This window comes from Streptococcus infantis, from assembly GCF_018499575.1.
In the GTDB taxonomy this organism is placed as follows: Bacteria; Bacillota; Bacilli; order Lactobacillales; family Streptococcaceae; genus Streptococcus; species Streptococcus infantis_K.
The window spans coordinates 71,523-89,213 of record NZ_JAHDAP010000002.1 but is presented as its reverse complement, the minus strand read 5'-3'; the positions used below and the strand labels follow the sequence as shown (position 1 = coordinate 89,213).

Genomic DNA, 17,691 nt, shown 5'->3' with positions numbered 1-17,691 from the left:
TCCTATTTGACCAACATCTTAAGAGCAGACTTGATATAGTTCTCTGCTGTATCGGTCGTCCCTTCAAAGAATTTCTTGATTTTCTTGAGTTCGGTAGCCTTGTAACCAAGAGCCAACATGGCTTCCATAGCTTCTTCCAATTCTTGGTTGGCACTGCTAGATGGTGCTGTAGCCTTGACAGGGAGATCGTCTCCTGCAACAACCACTTTCCCTTCTAAGTCCAAGACCATCTGTTGGGCTGTTTTCTTCCCGATTTTAGGGAATTTGGTCAAGTAGGTGATGTTCTTGGTCTCGATAGCTTGCACAAGTCCTGCATTGTCATCAGCTGCGATAATAGCAAGCGCAGAGACTGGGCCAATGCCCGACACCGAAATCAAGCTGAGAAAGAGCTTTTTCTCGTCTTCTGAACGAAAACCGTAAAGTAGATGAGCATCTTCACGTACAACTTGATGCACATAGATTTTTGCTTCTTGGTTGACTTGTCCTGAGTAGGCATAAGGGTTAGCTACATGCAGAATGTAGCCGATACCGTTAGCTTCTAGAACGATGTATTTAGCAGTAATTTTGGTAATAATACCCTTTAGATATTCGTACATAATTTTCCCTTCAATTTATACTCAATGAAAATCAAATCTAAACTAGGAAGCTAACCGTAGGCATAACTTGAGTTAGGCAAGGTAAGGCTGACGAGGTTTAGAGAGATTTTCGAAGAGTATTAGTATTTTCCTAGCTCTCTGAGGCTAGTATGATTTTCCTGAATGCGACGGAACATCTTTTCCATGTCCGACTTGGTAAAGTGAACCAAAACAGGACGTCCGTGGGGACAGTTGTATGGATTGTCACATTGGGAGAGTTGGTAGAGGAGTTGTCTAGCAGAGTGATCATCAATACGATGGTTGCCCTTGATGGACCGCTTGCAGGACATCATAATGGCTAGCTCTGCTCGATATTTCTTTATCGAAACTTCCTTGGTCAAGAGGAGCATGTCGCACATTTCATAGATCCCAGACTCGATTTCCTCCTCTGCCATCCAAATGGGATGTTCGCGCAAGATAAATTGATTCTCCCCGTACTCTGCTAGAAAGACGCCAACTTCCTCTAAGAGAGGCATTCTTTCCTTGAGACGAAGGGCATCATCCGCAGGAAATTCAAAGATATAGGGCACTAGGAGTTGCTGCAGGCTCTGGTCAACATTGCCAATGCTCTCACGGTACTCCTCATACTTAACCCGCTCCTGGGCTGCGTGTTGGTCTATGATGTAAAGCCCATCTCTACCTTGGGCAAAGAGATAGGTCCCATGCATTTGCCCAAAAAATTCCAACTCTGGGAAGCTTGAAGATTCTTCTCGCTCTAGCTTGTCATAAGCCTTATCCAGACTGGCTAAATCTAGCTCTGGATGGTCTAGTTGGTCATAATTAGCAGGCTTTCTCTCTGCAAAATGCAGTTTGGCTGGCTTGGTTATCTGGTCTAAGGTTTCCTTAGCAAACAGATTCAAATCCTGTCTTTCTTCCGTCAGATTCACCTGATGGTCTGCTACCTCAGCTTGAGTCGGTCTTGTCAGCTCCGTTTTTTCATAGTAGAGCGTGTTTTCTCTCAGCGGTAAAGTGGTTTGCTCTACCTTTTCACGATTGCGAACAGTAGACTTAGCCAGATTTTCCAAGGCATCTGGAATCAAGGTCTGTTCCTTGAGACTCTTTGCAATAGCTTCTGAAACCAGTGCCATCAGCTCCCTTTCCTTGGAAATTCGTACCTCTTGCTTGGTTGGGTGCACATTGACATCGGCTAAGTAAGGGTCAATCTGGATGTGAATAACAGCCAGTGGAAAACGCCCCACCATGAGTTTGCTACCGTATCCATCTAAAATGGCACGATTGAGCAGGAAATTCTTGATATAACGGCCATTGATGAAGAGACTGATATAGTTGCGATTAGCCCGTGTCAATTCCGGCAATGAGACAAAGCCAGAAATTTCAAAATCTAGGTCAGCATTCTCAATTTCAACCATTTTTTTGGCACTGGCTAAACCATAAATCCCAGCAATGGCTTGGCGCAGTTGACCCGTACCAGCTGTTCGTGTCATTTCCTTGCCATCGCTAATCAGGCTAAAAGAAATCTCCGGATGGGCTAGCCCCAGACGATTGACAATATCAATGATATGAGACAACTCCGCCTGCTGACTCTTCATATACTTGAGACGAGCCGGTGTATTGAAAAAGAGGTCTTCCACACAAACCTTAGTCCCTACAGGACTTGTCGCTGGAATGATTTCCTCAACTTCTCCCCCACGAGCCACTAGCTTGGTCCCGTGACTGGCACCATCCACCGCTGTCAACAAAGTCAAAACACTGACAGATGCGATAGAAGGCAGAGCTTCACCACGAAAGCCGAGGGTCCGAATCCGAAAAAGATCCGCTTGATTCTTAATCTTACTGGTCGCATGACGGCGGAGAGCCAACTCGACTTCATCGTGGGCAATCCCGTGACCATTATCTGTGATTTGGATTTTCTTAAGCCCAGCTTCCTCGATTTCAACGATAATCTGGCTAGTGCCAGCATCAATAGCGTTTTCAACTAGCTCCTTAACCACACTAGCAGGACGTTCGATGACTTCTCCTGCTGCGATTTGGTTGGTCAAGACTTCCGGCAATTCAATAATATGAGACATCTTTCAGCCCCTTTCTTAACTATTTTTATCTATTTCTCTGAAAATAAGCTAGTGCTATTATACCATATTTCACTCGTTTCCAAAAAAGTCCATGCACCAACTTTCTCCCCTAAGATACTAGGCTATTTCCTGACTTTGTGGTACAATAGGTAGAAACAATATTTTAAAAAGGAGAAAAGACACATGCACATTTTTGATGAGCTAAAAGAGCGTGGTTTGATTTTTCAAACGACTGATGAAGAAGCTTTGCGTAAAGCCCTAGAAGAAGGTCAAGTTTCTTATTATACTGGCTACGATCCAACTGCTGACAGCCTTCACCTAGGCCACCTTGTCGCAATCTTGACAAGTCGTCGCTTGCAGTTAGCAGGTCACAAACCATATGCGCTCGTTGGCGGTGCTACAGGTCTCATCGGAGATCCGTCCTTCAAAGATGCTGAGCGTAGTCTCCAAACAAAAGACACAGTAGATGGCTGGGTCAAGTCTATCCAAGGACAACTTTCTCGCTTTCTTGACTTTGAAAATGGTGAAAATAAAGCTGTCATGGTCAACAACTACGACTGGTTTGGCAGCATCAGCTTCATTGACTTCCTCCGTGATATCGGAAAATACTTCACTGTCAACTACATGATGAGCAAGGAGTCTGTGAAGAAACGGATCGAAACAGGGATTTCTTACACTGAGTTTGCCTACCAAATCATGCAAGGTTACGACTTCTTCGTTCTTAACCAAGAGCACAATGTAACCCTTCAAATCGGTGGTTCTGACCAATGGGGAAATATGACTGCTGGTACCGAATTGCTTCGTCGTAAAGCTGACAAGATTGGTCACGTGATTACTGTTCCACTGATTACAGACGCGACGGGTAAGAAATTTGGTAAATCTGAAGGGAACGCTGTTTGGCTCAACCCTGAAAAGACTTCTCCATACGAAATGTACCAATTCTGGATGAATGTCATGGATGCTGACGCTGTTCGCTTCTTGAAAATCTTTACTTTCTTGTCATTAGACGAGATTGAAGACATCCGCAAACAGTTTGAAGCAGCTCCACACGAACGCTTGGCTCAAAAAGTCCTCGCTCGTGAAGTCGTGACTCTTGTTCACGGAGAAGAAGCTTACAAAGAAGCCCTTAACATCACTGAACAACTCTTTGCTGGAAACATCAAAAACCTTTCTGTCAAAGAACTCAAACAAGGACTTCGTGGCGTGCCAAACTACCAAGTTCAAGCAGATGAAAACCACAACATCGTTGAACTTCTCGTATCATCTGGCGTGGTTAATTCAAAACGCCAAGCCCGTGAAGACGTTCAAAACGGTGCTATCTACGTCAACGGCGACCGTATCCAAGACCTTGACTATGTCTTAGGAGATGCAGATAAGTTAGAGAACGAACTGACTGTTATCCGTCGTGGTAAGAAAAAATACTTCGTCCTTACATATTAACAAACAGACTGGAGGCATTTGCTATCCAGTCCTTTTTTTGCTAGACTAAAACTATGAATACAAACCTCAAACCCAAACTCCAGCGCTTTGCTTCTGCTAGCGCCTTTGCCTGCCCTATCTGCCAAGAAAATCTGGCCTTGGTTGAAAGCAGTCTCAAGTGTGAGAATCGCCATTCTTTTGATCTGGCAAAATTCGGCTATGTCAATCTGGCACCCCAAATCAAGCAATCTGCTAACTACGACAAGGAAAACTTTCAGAACCGCCAGCAAATCCTAGAAGCTGGATTTTACCAGGCTATCTTAGAAACCATCTCGGACTTACTAGCAACGAAGCTATCCGCAAAAACTGTCTTGGATATCGGTTGTGGCGAGGGGTTTTACTCTCGTAAACTCCAAGAAGCCAACTCTGATAAAACCTTCTATGCCTTTGACATTTCAAAAGACTCGGTCCAAATCGCAGCCAAAAGCGAAACCAACTGGGCAGTCAACTGGTTTGTCGGCGACCTGGCTCGCCTTCCTATAAAAGACGCTAGCATGGATATGCTACTTGATATCTTCTCGCCTGCCAACTACGGAGAATTTCAAAGAGTATTATCAAAAGACGGCATCTTAATCAAGGTCATTCCTACCGAAAATCACCTTAAAGAAATCCGCCAAATGGTACAGGAGCAACTAACAAAGAAGGACTATTCCAACCAAGATATTAAGGAACATTTCCAGGAACATTTCAGCATCCAATCGAGTCAGATAGCTTCCCTGACCAAGTCCATCACCGCAGAGCAACGCCAAGCCCTGCTTAGCATGACGCCCCTACTCTTTCACGTCGATCAAAGCAAGATTGACTGGAGCCAACTGACAGAGATTACCATCGAAGCAGAGATTCTTATTGGGAAAGTACTGTGAATGAATCTAAAATCAAAAAACGCATCTATTAAAGATGCGTTTTTGTTTAATCTTAGTTCAAGTGCCAGATATCTTCGTTGTACTGAGCGATTGTACGGTCAGATGAGAAGAATCCTGCTTTAGCAATGTTGACAATCACTTTATCCAACCATGCGTCACGGTCTTCGTAGTCAGCAAGCATTTGCTCTTTCACCTTGATGTAGTCTTCCAAGTCAAGAAGAGTCATGAACCAGTCTTTGTTGATCAATTCGTTGTAAAGACGTTCCAAACGTTCTTTCTTACCAACTGCAAGAACAGCGTCGCTCACGATAAAGTCAACCAATGGTTTGATCGCTTTACGAGCGTAGAATTCGCTTGATTTGTAAGCTTCTTTTGCGTAAAGGTCGATAACAGTTTCTGAATCTTCACCGAAGATGTAGATGTTTTCGTCTCCAACCAACTCAGCGATTTCCACGTTAGCACCGTCCATAGTACCAAGAGTCAAAGCTCCGTTCAACATGAATTTCATGTTACCAGTACCTGAAGCTTCTTTAGAAGCAAGTGAGATTTGTTCTGAGATATCACATGCTGGGATGAGGAAGCTTGCTGCAGTAACGTTGTAGTTTTCAACCATAACCACTTGCAAGTGTGGTGCTACTGCTGGGTCGTTTGCAATCACTTCTGACAAGCAAAGGATCAAGTGGATGATATCTTGAGCGATTGTGTAGGCAGGAGCTGCTTTACCACCAAAGAATACTGTGATTGGACGAGCAGGGATGTTACCAGCCTTGATGTCAAGGTATTTATGAATCACATACAATGCGTTCATTTGTTGGCGTTTGTACTCGTGAAGACGTTTGATTTGGATATCAAAGATAGAGTTTGTATTGATTTCCACACCTTGATGTTCCTTCAAGTGACGAGCCAATTTACGTTTGTTGTGAGCTTTGATGCTTTCCAATTTTTCTTTGACAGCAGCCTTGTCTTCATATGAGAGAAGGTCTTCCAACTTAGAAGCATCGTGGTGCCAATCGCGTCCAAGAATCTCATCCAAGTAGTGAGACAAGCTTGGGTTGGCATGCATGAGCCAACGGCGGAATGTGATCCCGTTTGTTTTGTTGTTGAATTTTTCTGGGTAGATGTCGTAGAAAGCTTTCAACTCAGAGTTCTTCAAGATTTCAGTGTGGAGTGCTGCTACCCCGTTAACACTGTATCCGTAGTGGATATCCATGTGAGCCATGTGTACACGGTCGTTTTCATCAATGATTTGAACAGCTGGGTCTTTGTATTCTGCTTTCACACGACGATCCAATTCTTTGATGATTGGTACCAAGTGAGGAACCACTTCTTCCAAGAATTCAAGAGGCCATTTTTCAAGGGCTTCCGCAAGAATTGTGTGGTTGGTATAAGCTGTCATGTTGCGAACGATAGAGATTGCCTCATCAAGTTCGATACCACGTTCAGTCAAAAGACGGATCAACTCAGGAATCACCATTGATGGGTGAGTATCGTTGATTTGTACAACTGCGTAGTCAGCAAGGTCATGCAAGTTGCTTCCTTTTTCGATTGCTTCATCGATGATCAATTGAGCACCGTTTGAAACCATGAAGTATTGTTGGAAAATACGGAGCAATTCACCTTGACGGTCACTATCATCTGGGTAAAGGAAAAGAGTCAAGTTGCGAGCGATGTCTGTCTTGTCAAAGTTGATACCATCTTTGATGATTGAAGAATCAACTGAGTCCAAATCAAACAAACGCAAACGGTTTTTAGTAGCTGTTTTGTAACCAGGTACATCGATATCGTAAAGAGTAGATGTCAATGTAAAGTGTGCAAATGGCACTTGGTAGCTACGGCTTGAACGAACCAACCAGTTTTGGTCAGTCAACCAAGCGTTAGGAATGGTTTCTTGTTGGTTGTTTTTAAGCACTTGTTGGAAAAGACCGAAGTGGTAGTTCAAACCAACCCCGTCTCCGTTCAAACCAAGTGTAGCGATTGAGTCGATAAAGCAGGCTGCCAAACGTCCCAAACCACCATTACCAAGTGATGGTTCCAATTCTACTTCTTCGATTTCGATCAACTCTTTACCTGCGTCAGCAAGTTCTTTCTTAACTTCGTCATAAAGACCAAGGTTAATCAAGTTGTTAGACAGGAGTTTACCGATCAAGAACTCAGCTGAGATATAGTAAACTTTTTTCTTGCCAGTGTTGACTGGTTTTTGGCTACTTGCAAGCTTGCTGTAGTTAAGAAGAGCAAGGTAAAGCTCTTCGTTACTACATTCTGCGATCGATTTATTGTAACGATTTTGTACAAATTCTTTTAATGGTAACATTTTTGTATCTCCTGATAATGTCTTATTTCTTTAATTCTACCAAATTTTTATTAATTCTGCGATAAATTGTAGTCAGATCAAGCAAAGTTTCTTCGACAGCAGGAGTTAGTTGATCTGCTGTCATACGCCATGACCAGTTTCCACCAAGAGTAGATGGGAAGTTCATACGAGCTGAACCATCCAATTCTAGCAAGTCTTGCATAGTTGCAATAGCCATGAAGCTAACGGATGAAAATACTGTGCGAAGCATTGCGTGTGGCACTGTTTCATACTCTTTACGGTTCGTGTAACGAGCCATGTACTCACGAGTTGGATCATCAATCTCATCACGGTACCAACCTAGAACAGTGTTATTATCGTGTGTTCCTGTATACATGACAGAGTTATTTGGTGCCAAGTGAGGGCTATCGATACTTTCATCGTCAGGGTTGAAGGCAAATTGAAGAATCTTCATCCCTGGGAATCCAGTACGTTCACGCAACTCAATAACTTCGTCAGTCATAAATCCAAGGTCTTCGGCGATGATGTTCAAGTCACCAAGTTCTTCTTTAACCGCTGCAAAGAGTTTGTAGTCAGGTCCTTTTACCCATTTACCAGTTGCCGCTGTTTCAGAACCAGCAGGGATTTCCCAGTAAGACTCAAATCCACGGAAGTGGTCGATACGAACGATATCGTAGATTTTGAAGCTTTCACGCAAGCGTTCAATCCACCATTTGTAGCCATCTTTGTCCATTGCTTCCCAGTCATAGATTGGGTTACCCCAAAGTTGACCGTCTGCAGAGAACTCATCAGGAGGGCATCCTGCGATGTGAGTCGCTTTCCCATTTTCATCTGTTTTAAAGAGATGTGGATTAGCCCACATATCGCTTGAGTCTTCAGCCACGTAGATAGGCATATCTCCGACGATTTCAATGTGGTTTTCGTTAGCATATGCTTTCAATTTCAACCATTGTTGGAAGAAAAGGTATTGCGTTACGCGGTGGTAAACAAGTTTATCTGCTAATTGTTCACGGTAACTTTCAAGAGTTGAGGCTTTGCGAGCACGTGCATCTGCATCTGGCCATTCTGTCCAAGCAAGATTATCAAAATGCTCCTTGATAGCCATATACTCTGCAAATAGTTCAAGCCATGATTGATTTTCTTGAGCAAACTTTTCGTAATTTTTGACATCTCCAACTTCAAGGAAACGTTTAACAGCTTTCTCTAAAAGCGGACGGCGTGCGTAGTAGATTTTAGCGTAGTCAACTTCAGTTGGGTTGCTACCAAAGTCCACACCTTCAAGATCACTTGCTTCCAACAAACCTTGCTCCACCAAAATATCAAGGTCGATAAAATGAGTGTTTCCAGCAAAGGCTGAGAATGATTGGTAAGGAGAATCTCCATAGCTAGTTGTTCCCAAAGGAAGGATTTGCCAGTAGCGTTGCTTAGTACGAACCAAGAAGTCAACGAAATCATAGGCGCTTTGACCAAATGATCCGATTCCGTATGCTCCTGGGAGTGATGAGATGTGCATCAACACACCGCTTTGACGTTTTTTCATATTAGCACCTCGCGTGTTTGTAGTTAAGAGTTTCATATTTATATGCGCAAACGTTTGCGCCAACTCAAGTATAACCCATTTCAAAAAGAAATGCAAGCGTTTTTAAAAAAACTTTTTTTGATTTATTGATATTCTTAAAAATAAAATTTACTATATCCTATTCTCTGACCTTGATAATTTTTTTTTAAAAAGTGCGCAATCGTTTCCATTTTTCTATTTTCCGAACATTTTTCTTGATTTTTTACTTTTTCTTCCTATTATAGAACATTTTATAGCGACATTCCCCTCTTCTGCCGAATTTTAAACTTTTTAAAAATTTTTAAAAAAAGTGCTTGCAACCGTTTTCCGTTTGTGCTATACTATGGTCATAAGGGAAAACGTTTGCGTTTCCTCGAAATTAAAATTTGTTATTCTTTAGGAGGAATACATTATGTCAACTAAATTCATGAAGAGCGCTGCTGTACTTGGTACTGCTACTCTTGCTAGCTTGCTTTTGGTAGCTTGTGGAAGTAAAACTGCTGATAAAGCTGCTGATTCTTCTGCATCAGGAAGTCAAGAAATCACTTTCTACGTTGAAGACCAATATAAAGCATTCGCAGAATCAGCTGCAAAAGCTTACGAAAAAGAATCTGGTGTAAAAGTTACTATTAAAACTGGTGACCAATTAGGTGGACTTGACAACCTTTCACTTGATAACCAATCAGGTAAAGCTGCTGACGTTATGATGGCTCCATACGACCGTGTAGGTAGCCTTGGTACTGACGGACAACTTTCAGAAGTTACTTTGAGCGACGGTGCTAAAACAGACGATACTACTAAATCTCTTGTAACTGTTGGTGGTAAAGTTTACGGTGCTCCTGCTGTTATCGAGTCACTTGTTATGTACTACAATAAAGACTTGATTAAAGAAGCTCCGAAAACATTTGCTGAATTAGAAGAGCTTGCTAAAGATAGCAAATACGCTTTCGCTGGAGAAGACGGAAAAACTACTGCTTTCCTAGCTGACTGGACTAACTTCTACTACGCATACGGACTTCTTGCTGGTAACGGAGCTTACGTATTTGGTGATAACGGTAAAAATCCTAAAGATATCGGTCTTGCTAACGACGGAGCAATCAAAGGTCTCGAATACGCTAAAACTTGGTACGACAAATGGCCTAAAGGTATGCAAGATACTGAAGGTGCTGGAAACTTGATCCAAACTCAATTCCAAGAAGGTAAAACAGCTGCTATCATCGATGGTCCTTGGAAAGCTCAAGCATTCAAAGATGCTAAAGTAAACTACGGTGTTGCAACTATCCCAACTCTTCCAAACGGTAAAAACTACGAAGCCTTTGGTGGAGGTAAAGCTTGGATCATCCCATCAAGCACTAAAAACCTTGAAGGCGCTCAAAAATTTGTAGACTTCCTTGTTTCAACTGAACAACAAAAAGCATTCTACGATGCAACGAACGAAATCCCAGCAAACACTGAAGCTCGTGCTTACGCTGAAGGTAAAAACGATGAGTTGACTACAGCTGTTATCAAACAGTTCAAGAACGCTCAACCAATGCCAAACATCTCACAAATGTCAACAGTTTGGGACCCAGCGAAAACTATGCTCTTTGATACTGTAAGCGGTAAGAAAGATGCGAAAACAGCTGCTAACGATGCTGTAACATTGATTAAGGAAACAATCCAACAAAAATTTGGTAACTAATTGATTTGTTCAAGGGGGGTGGAAGCAAAATCCCCCCTTTGAATTTATAGATATGCTTCTTATCTGATGTACCTATCTTACGAATAAATCCGAGTTTAAACTCGCATCCTATGAAAGGAGTAATCATGGAAAAACAACAGCCTCGCAAAGCAGCCTTGCTGTCAATCATTCCTGGTTTAGGACAAATCTATAACAAGCAAAAAGCTAAAGGTTTTATTTTCCTTGGTGTGACTGTTCTATTTGTTCTGTATTTTCTAACGCTTGCAGCTCCTGAATTGAGTAACTTGATCACACTCGGTACAAAACCGGGCCGTGACAACTCTCTTTTCATGCTGATTCGTGGTGCTTTCCACTCTATTTTTGTAATTGTTTATTTAGCATTTTATATTTTCAACATTAAAGATGCTCACACTATTGCAAAACGTATCAATAACGGTATTCCTGTGGCTCGTACCTTCAAGGATATGATCAAAGGTATTTATGAGAATGGATTCCCATACCTCTTAATCATCCCATCATATGTAGCGATGACATTTGCGATTATCTTCCCTGTTATCGTAACCTTGATGATTGCCTTTACCAACTATGACTTCCAACATTTACCGCCAAATAAATTGTTGGACTGGGTTGGATTGACGAACTTCACAAACATCTGGAGCTTGAGTACCTTCCGTTCAGCCTTTGGTTCCGTTCTTTCTTGGACCATTATCTGGGCTTTGTCTGCTTCTACTTTGCAGATTGTTATTGGTATTTTCACTGCTATCATTGCGAACCAACCATTTATCAAGGGTAAACGTATCTTTGGTGTTATCTTCCTTCTACCTTGGGCAGTACCAGCCTTTATCACTATCTTGACTTTCTCAAATATGTTCAACGATAGTGTTGGTGCTATCAATACTCAAGTAATCCCTCTCTTTGCTAAGGTTCTTCCATTCCTCGATGGAGCACTAATCCCTTGGAAAACAAATCCTACTTGGACTAAGGTTGCCTTGATTATGATGCAAGGATGGCTTGGCTTCCCTTATATTTATGTCTTGACACTCGGTATCCTACAATCTATTCCAAATGACTTGTACGAAGCAGCTTACATTGACGGTGCAAATGCTTGGCAAAAATTCCGCAACATCACTTTCCCAATGATCTTGGCCGTTGCGGCACCTACTTTGATCAGCCAATACACCTTCAACTTTAACAACTTCTCTATTATGTACCTCTTCAATGGCGGAGGTCCTGGTAGTGTAGGTGGTGGAGCTGGTTCAACCGATATCTTGATCTCATGGATTTATCGTTTGACAACTGGTACAGCTCCTCAATACTCTATGGCTGCTGCCGTTACATTGATTATTTCAATCATCGTCATCTCTATTTCTATGATTGCATTCAAGAAACTACACGCATTTGATATGGAGGACGTCTAAGATGAATAACTCAATTAAACTCAAACGTAGACTGACTCAAAGCCTTACTTACCTCTACTTGATTGGTCTTTCAATCGTTATTATCTATCCTCTTTTAATTACGATTATGTCTGCCTTCAAGTCTGGTAACGTCGTAGCCTTTAAACTCGACAGCAATGTCAACTTTAGTTTTGACAACTTCAAAGGACTCTTCACTGAAACCTTGTACGGAACATGGTACCTCAACACTTTGATCATCGCTTTGATCACTATGGTCGTTCAAACAAGTATTATCGTCCTTGCTGGTTATGCCTACAGTCGTTACAATTTCTTTGCTCGTAAACAAAGTTTGGTCTTCTTCTTGATCATCCAAATGGTTCCAACAATGGCCGCTTTGACTGCCTTCTTCGTTATGGCCCTCATGTTGAACGCCCTCAACCATAGCTGGTTCCTCATCTTCCTCTACGTCGGTGGTGGTATCCCGATGAATGCTTGGTTGATGAAAGGTTACTTTGACACCGTGCCAATGTCTCTTGATGAGTCTGCAAAACTTGATGGTGCAGGACACTTCCGCCGCTTCTGGCAAATCGTTCTCCCTCTTGTTCGCCCAATGGTTGCAGTACAAGCACTCTGGGCCTTCATGGGACCTTTCGGAGACTATATCCTCTCTAGTTTCTTGCTTCGTGAAAAAGAATACTTTACAGTTGCCGTTGGTCTACAAACCTTCGTTAACAATGCGAAGAACTTGAAGATCGCCTACTTCTCAGCAGGTGCTATCCTCATCGCTCTTCCAATCTGTACACTTTTCTTCTTCTTGCAAAAGAACTTCGTTTCAGGACTTACAAGCGGTGGCGACAAGGGGTAATATACCCTCGCCACCCTTTTTCATTTTTGAACTTGTACATCGATTGTCTGGTGAGAAAGAAGAGCTTGCAGAGATTACCTTGTTAGTTAGTGGACGAATCCTAACAAACATTCACTTTTACCAAGGATTCTACTATCCCCGCTTGAAATAAAAAACATTTCTCTATATAATACTCGATAATACTCGTATAGAAAAATGTCTATAGAAAGAGATTTATGTTACCATATCCATTTTCTTATTTTAATAGTATTTGGGGATTCCGTAAGCCCCTATCTCATCGTTTCGGCCTAAATTGGTTTCAACTGATTTTTACCAGTATTTTCTTGATTAGCTTGTCGATGGTGCCAATTGCTATCCAGAACAGTTCTCAGGAAACCTATCCTTTGGAAACCTTTATCGATGATGTCTACGCACCTTTGACGGATAGTGTGGTTCAAGATTTGGCTACCAATGCCCAGATTGTCAATGGTAAACTAAGTTATACGGGGACAACTCCCCATCAAGCTTCTGTACAAATCGGCGCTACTGCTCCTTCAAGTTTCCCTGAAGAATTACTTCTTAGCTTTGAACCCGAGCAACTCGTCATCAGTAAGCAAGGAAAAGAGTTAACCAGTATCCGCTATCACGCTATTACAACTGAGAGCTTCCAAAACAAGGAAAGCTTGACTCAGGCTATTTCCAAAGACTGGTATCAACAGAATCGTGTCTATATTAGCCTCTTTCTGGTCTTAGGCGCCAGCTTCCTCTTTGGACTTAATTTTTTCATTGTCGCTTTAGGCGCTAGCCTTTTGCTCTACTTTACGAAAAAATCACGTCTCTTCTCATTTAAGACCTACAAAGAGTGTTATCATTTTATTTTGAACTGTTTAGGTTTACCAACTTTCATTACCTTGATTCTAGGTCTCTTGGGTCAAAATATGGCGACTTTGATTACTGTTCAAAACATTTTATTTGTTCTATACCTGGTCACTATCTTTTACAAGACTCATTATCGTGATCCAGACTACCAAAAGTAGGAGATTATTATGCCTGTTACGATTAAAGACGTGGCCAAGGCTGCAGGGGTTTCTCCCTCAACCGTAACCCGTGTTATTCAAAACAAATCTACGATTAGTGACGAGACTAAAAAACGAGTTCGAAAGGCAATGAAAGAACTCAATTATCATCCTAATCTTAATGCTCGAAGTCTCGTTAGCAGTTATACACAAGTTATTGGCTTGGTTCTTCCAGATGATTCAGACGTTTTCTACCAAAACCCTTTCTTCCCTTCTGTTTTTAGGGGGATTGCACAGGTTGCCTCAGAGAATCACTATGCCATTCAGATTGCGACCGGTAAGGACGAAAAAGAGCGTTTAAACGCCATTTCACAAATGGTCTACGGAAAACGTGTGGACGGGCTTATTTTCTTGTATGCTCAAGAAAATGACCCCTTGGTACAACTAGTTGTCGATGAGCAATTTCCCTTCCTCATTCTTGGAAAATCACTTTCCCCTTTTATTCCGCTTGTTGACAATGATAATATTCAAGCTGGATTTGATGCGACCGAATATTTCATCAAAAAAGGATGTAGTCGAATTGCTTTCATTGGTGGTACCAAGAAACTCTTTGTTACTCAAGACCGTCTGACAGGTTACGAGCAAGCTCTTCAAGAACATCATCTAGCTCTTGATAGCCACCGTACCTTCTTTGCCGACGAGTTCCTAGAAGAAAAGGGCTATAACTTTAGTAAACAACTTTTTAAACATGACCCTCAGACCGATGCAATTATCACAACAGATAGTCTCTTAGCTGAAGGTGTCTGTAACTACCTCAACGAACATCAGCTTGATGTTCCAGTCCTCAGCTTTGACTCAGTAAATCCAAGATTGAATCTAGCTGCCTATGTTGATATCAATAGCCTTGCTCTTGGCCGAACTTCATTTGAAACCATTCTTCAAATCATCAATGATGTCAAAGAAAATCGTCAAATCTGCTATAGACAAGTGATTGCGCACAAAATCGTTGAAAAATAAAAAACCAACTCTCTATTTTGAGTTGGTTTTTTTGTATACTATTTACCTGAACAACTAGTTTTCAACTTCGACAAATCGTCCTAGAATATGGACATTCTCTGAGACAGATACAAAGGCTGTCGGATCAACTTGTTTCATGATTAGTTTAAAATCATTAAACTCTGCACGAGTGATAACCGTTATCAAAACTGCCTTACGCTCGTGGTTATAAGTCCCTTCAGCATCGTGAATCATAGTCGCACCACGGTGCAATTTATGATGGATTTTCTCAATCACTGCGTCAGGATTGCTAGTGACGATCATGGCCTGCATGCGTTTCTGTTTGGTAAAAACTGCATCTGTTACACGGCTTGAGACAAAGATCGTAATCATGGAATAAAGGGCATATTTCCATCCAAAGGTCAATCCTGCAATCAGCATGATTGTACCGTTCACCAAGAAAGAGATGCTTCCGACATTACGACCTGTTTTCTTACGAATGGTCAGACTGACAATATCCGTTCCACCGCTGGAAATGTTATGGCGTAAAGCAAAGCCGATTCCCAGTCCCATGACGACTCCCCCAAACAGGGCATTGATGATAGGATCTTCTGTCAAGACCACCACTGGCACAAACTGGATAAAGAGCGAACTCATGGATACCGTGATAAAGGTAAAAATCGTGAACTTATGGCCAATCTGTCGCCAAGCTAAAATCATGAGCGGAACATTGATACAATAGAAAGCGACAGAGATTGGGATGTGGAAATGAAACCAGTAGTTACTAAGGCTTGAGATAATCTGTGCTAAACCTGTTGCACCACTTGAATAAACGTGTCCTGGTTGGAAAAAGAAATTGACAGCTACAGCTGATAAAAAACCATATACCAGAGAAGCTGAGATTTTTTCATCGTATTTTTCTTTAGAAATTCCTTGTAAGACACGTAAGATTTTTACGCGATGAGCAAAGCGACGCAAATAATAGTGCCACTTCTTAGTTTGTTTCGTTTGTTTCATCTTGTTCTACTTGTAGATTGAGTTCTTCTAGTTGTTTAAGAGCTACTGTTGATGGCGCCTGCGTCATCGGATCAGTCGCTTTGTTGTTCTTAGGGAAGGCAATGACTTCGCGGATATTTTCTTCTCCAGCGAGCAACATTACAAAACGGTCAAGTCCGATAGCCAATCCACCGTGTGGTGGGAATCCATAGTCCATAGCTTCCAATAGGAAACCAAACTGGTCATTGGCTTCTTCAGCCGAGAAGCCAAGAGCCTTGAACATACGTTCTTGAAGGTCTTTTTGATTGATACGAAGGCTACCGCCACCAAGTTCATAACCGTTCAAGACGATATCGTAGGCAATAGCACGAACATTGGCCAATTCACCTTCCAATTCATGGGCAGTATCTGCCTGAGGAAGAGTAAATGGATGGTGGGCGCTCATATAACGGCCTTCTTCTTCAGACCATTCAAACATTGGCCAGTCAACAACCCAGAGGAAGTTAAATTTATCGTTATCAATCAAGCCAAGTTCTTTGGCAATACGTCCACGAAGGGCACCAAGTGTTGCATTAGCTACCTCAAGCGTATCAGCAACAAAGAGAACCAAGTCTTTATCTTCAAGACCAAGTGCACTTGTCAAATCGCCTTGAATGGCAGTCAAGAACTTAGCAACTGGTCCGTTCAATTCTCCATCAACAACCTTAACCCAAGCAAGACCCTTAGCGCCATACTGCTTGGCTACTTCTGTCATCTTGTCGATGTCTTTACGTGAGTAGTTATCTGCAGCTCCTTTGACGACGATGGCTTTAACAGCAGGAGCTTCTGAAAAGACTTTGAAGTCTACTCCCTTGACAACTTCTGTCAAGTCCTGAAGCAACATCTCAAAACGAGTATCAGGCTTGTCAGAACCATAAAGAGCCATCGCGTCATCGTACTTCATACGAGGGAATGGCAGTGTTACTTCGATTCCTTTGGTTTCCTTCATCACGCGCGCAATCAATCCTTCTGTGATATCTTGGATTTCTTGCTCAGTCAAGAATGAAGTCTCCAAGTCGACCTGGGTAAATTCAGGTTGGCGGTCCCCACGTAAGTCTTCGTCACGGAAACATTTGACGATTTGGTAGTAACGATCAAATCCCGCATTCATCAACAACTGTTTGGTAATCTGTGGACTTTGAGGAAGTGCGTAAAAATGCCCTTTATTGACACGAGAAGGCACCAAATAGTCACGCGCTCCTTCTGGTGTTGACTTAGAAAGGAATGGTGTTTCCACATCGATAAATTCTAACTCATCCAAGTAGTTGCGGATAGAATGCGTCACCTTGGCACGAAGTTTAAGGTTTTCCAACATCTCTGGACGACGAAGGTCAAGGTAACGGTAACGTAGACGTGTATCATCGTTGGCCTCAATGCCATCCTTGATTTCAAAAGGTGTTGTTTTGGCTGTATTCAGAACCGTAAGAGCCGTTACATTCAGCTCAACTGCTCCAGTCGCCAATTTATCATTGGCCTGCTCACGTGCTGCAACCTGACCAGTCACCTCGATGACGTATTCACTACGAAGGCTTTCAGCTGTTGCCATCACCTCTGCCGATACTTTTTCAGGGTTGATAACCAACTGCATAATCCCTTCACGGTCACGAAGGTCGATAAAAATCAAGCCACCCAGGTCACGACGACGGGCAACCCAACCCTTCAAGGTAATTTCTTGTCCGATGTGCTCCTCACGAACACGACCAGCATACATACTACGTTTCATGTTTTCTCTCCTCTTGTATTCTGTTACTATTTTACCATAAAAGCGCAGGCTCTTCATGAAAATCAGCAGAAAAGTTGAGAGTTTCCTCTGATAAATAAAAAAATCCAGCAAAGTCATTCGCTG

13 protein-coding genes are annotated in these 17,691 nt (G+C 42.2%); 7 read left to right on the top strand and 6 right to left on the bottom strand.

The window, feature by feature from the left end; translation table 11 throughout:
* Nucleotides 1–2: 2 nt before the first annotated feature.
* Complete coding sequence (ruvA, locus tag KJR31_RS06440; RefSeq protein WP_214262606.1) at nucleotides 3–596, bottom strand: Holliday junction branch migration protein RuvA; 594 nt, start codon at nucleotides 594–596, stop codon at nucleotides 3–5.
* Nucleotides 597–715: 119 nt separating this feature from the next.
* Complete coding sequence (gene mutL, locus KJR31_RS06435; RefSeq protein ID WP_214262605.1) at nucleotides 716–2,665, bottom strand: DNA mismatch repair endonuclease MutL; 1,950 nt, start codon at nucleotides 2,663–2,665, stop codon at nucleotides 716–718.
* A gap of 183 nt (nucleotides 2,666–2,848) precedes the next feature.
* Between mutL and tyrS the strand changes: the two genes are divergently transcribed.
* Entirely contained in the window at nucleotides 2,849–4,105 is a 1,257-nt protein-coding gene (gene tyrS, locus KJR31_RS06430) for a tyrosine--tRNA ligase (RefSeq protein WP_214262604.1), read from the top strand.
* Nucleotides 4,106–4,158: 53 nt separating this feature from the next.
* Nucleotides 4,159–5,007: a putative RNA methyltransferase gene (locus tag KJR31_RS06425; RefSeq protein WP_214262603.1), complete on the top strand. Its 849-nt coding sequence runs from the start codon at nucleotides 4,159–4,161 to the stop codon at nucleotides 5,005–5,007.
* A gap of 52 nt (nucleotides 5,008–5,059) precedes the next feature.
* Here the strand turns inward: KJR31_RS06425 and glgP are convergent, their stop codons facing one another.
* Nucleotides 5,060–7,318 carry a glycogen/starch/alpha-glucan family phosphorylase gene (gene glgP, locus KJR31_RS06420; RefSeq protein WP_214262602.1) on the bottom strand — a complete coding sequence of 753 codons (2,259 nt, stop codon included), beginning with the start codon at nucleotides 7,316–7,318 and terminating at the stop codon, nucleotides 5,060–5,062.
* Nucleotides 7,319–7,340: 22 nt separating this feature from the next.
* Entirely contained in the window at nucleotides 7,341–8,858 is a 1,518-nt protein-coding gene (gene malQ / locus KJR31_RS06415) for a 4-alpha-glucanotransferase (protein WP_214262601.1), read from the bottom strand.
* A gap of 430 nt (nucleotides 8,859–9,288) precedes the next feature.
* Here malQ and KJR31_RS06410 point away from each other — a divergent pair, with 430 nt between their 5' ends.
* The 5 genes from KJR31_RS06410 (at nucleotide 9,289) to KJR31_RS06390 (ending at nucleotide 14,831) form a co-directional block, all read left to right on the top strand.
* Nucleotides 9,289–10,557, top strand: coding sequence for an extracellular solute-binding protein (locus KJR31_RS06410; protein ID WP_214262600.1), 1,269 nt, complete (start codon nucleotides 9,289–9,291; stop codon nucleotides 10,555–10,557).
* Nucleotides 10,558–10,682: 125 nt separating this feature from the next.
* Complete coding sequence (locus KJR31_RS06405) at nucleotides 10,683–11,975, top strand: sugar ABC transporter permease (RefSeq protein WP_214262599.1); 1,293 nt, start codon at nucleotides 10,683–10,685, stop codon at nucleotides 11,973–11,975.
* A gap of 1 nt (nucleotide 11,976) precedes the next feature.
* Nucleotides 11,977–12,819, top strand: a complete 843-nt coding sequence (locus KJR31_RS06400) for a sugar ABC transporter permease (RefSeq protein ID WP_214262598.1) — start codon at nucleotides 11,977–11,979, stop codon at nucleotides 12,817–12,819.
* Nucleotides 12,820–13,034: 215 nt separating this feature from the next.
* Nucleotides 13,035–13,835, top strand: a complete 801-nt coding sequence (locus KJR31_RS06395; protein ID WP_214262597.1) for a DUF1189 domain-containing protein — start codon at nucleotides 13,035–13,037, stop codon at nucleotides 13,833–13,835.
* 9 nt (nucleotides 13,836–13,844) lie between these two features.
* The gene (locus tag KJR31_RS06390) at nucleotides 13,845–14,831 is read left to right on the top strand and encodes a LacI family DNA-binding transcriptional regulator (RefSeq protein ID WP_214262596.1); all 987 of its coding nucleotides are present in this window, start codon (nucleotides 13,845–13,847) and stop codon (nucleotides 14,829–14,831) included.
* Nucleotides 14,832–14,885: 54 nt separating this feature from the next.
* Here the strand turns inward: KJR31_RS06390 and KJR31_RS06385 are convergent, their stop codons facing one another.
* Nucleotides 14,886–15,827, bottom strand: a complete 942-nt coding sequence (locus tag KJR31_RS06385) for a YitT family protein (protein ID WP_214262595.1) — start codon at nucleotides 15,825–15,827, stop codon at nucleotides 14,886–14,888.
* Nucleotides 15,805–17,568, bottom strand: a complete 1,764-nt coding sequence (aspS, locus tag KJR31_RS06380) for an aspartate--tRNA ligase (RefSeq protein ID WP_214262594.1) — start codon at nucleotides 17,566–17,568, stop codon at nucleotides 15,805–15,807. Before aspS ends, KJR31_RS06385 begins: the two co-directional genes overlap by 23 nt.
* Nucleotides 17,569–17,691 lie beyond the last annotated feature (123 nt).

Excerpts from the sequence above, each read along its gene's own strand:
- ruvA (WP_214262606.1), bottom strand. The coding sequence starts at position 596 with ATGTACGAATATCTAAAGGGTATTATTACCAAAATTACTGCTAAATAC.
- mutL (WP_214262605.1), bottom strand. The coding sequence starts at position 2,665 with ATGTCTCATATTATTGAATTGCCGGAAGTCTTGACCAACCAAATCGCA.
- tyrS (WP_214262604.1), top strand. The coding sequence starts at position 2,849 with ATGCACATTTTTGATGAGCTAAAAGAGCGTGGTTTGATTTTTCAAACG.
- KJR31_RS06425 (WP_214262603.1), top strand. The coding sequence starts at position 4,159 with ATGAATACAAACCTCAAACCCAAACTCCAGCGCTTTGCTTCTGCTAGC.
- glgP (WP_214262602.1), bottom strand. The coding sequence starts at position 7,318 with ATGTTACCATTAAAAGAATTTGTACAAAATCGTTACAATAAATCGATC.
- malQ (WP_214262601.1), bottom strand. The coding sequence starts at position 8,858 with ATGAAAAAACGTCAAAGCGGTGTGTTGATGCACATCTCATCACTCCCA.
- KJR31_RS06410 (WP_214262600.1), top strand. The coding sequence starts at position 9,289 with ATGTCAACTAAATTCATGAAGAGCGCTGCTGTACTTGGTACTGCTACT.
- KJR31_RS06405 (WP_214262599.1), top strand. The coding sequence starts at position 10,683 with ATGGAAAAACAACAGCCTCGCAAAGCAGCCTTGCTGTCAATCATTCCT.
- KJR31_RS06400 (WP_214262598.1), top strand. The coding sequence starts at position 11,977 with ATGAATAACTCAATTAAACTCAAACGTAGACTGACTCAAAGCCTTACT.
- KJR31_RS06395 (WP_214262597.1), top strand. The coding sequence starts at position 13,035 with ATGTTACCATATCCATTTTCTTATTTTAATAGTATTTGGGGATTCCGT.
- KJR31_RS06390 (WP_214262596.1), top strand. The coding sequence starts at position 13,845 with ATGCCTGTTACGATTAAAGACGTGGCCAAGGCTGCAGGGGTTTCTCCC.
- KJR31_RS06385 (WP_214262595.1), bottom strand. The coding sequence starts at position 15,827 with ATGAAACAAACGAAACAAACTAAGAAGTGGCACTATTATTTGCGTCGC.
- aspS (WP_214262594.1), bottom strand. The coding sequence starts at position 17,568 with ATGAAACGTAGTATGTATGCTGGTCGTGTTCGTGAGGAGCACATCGGA.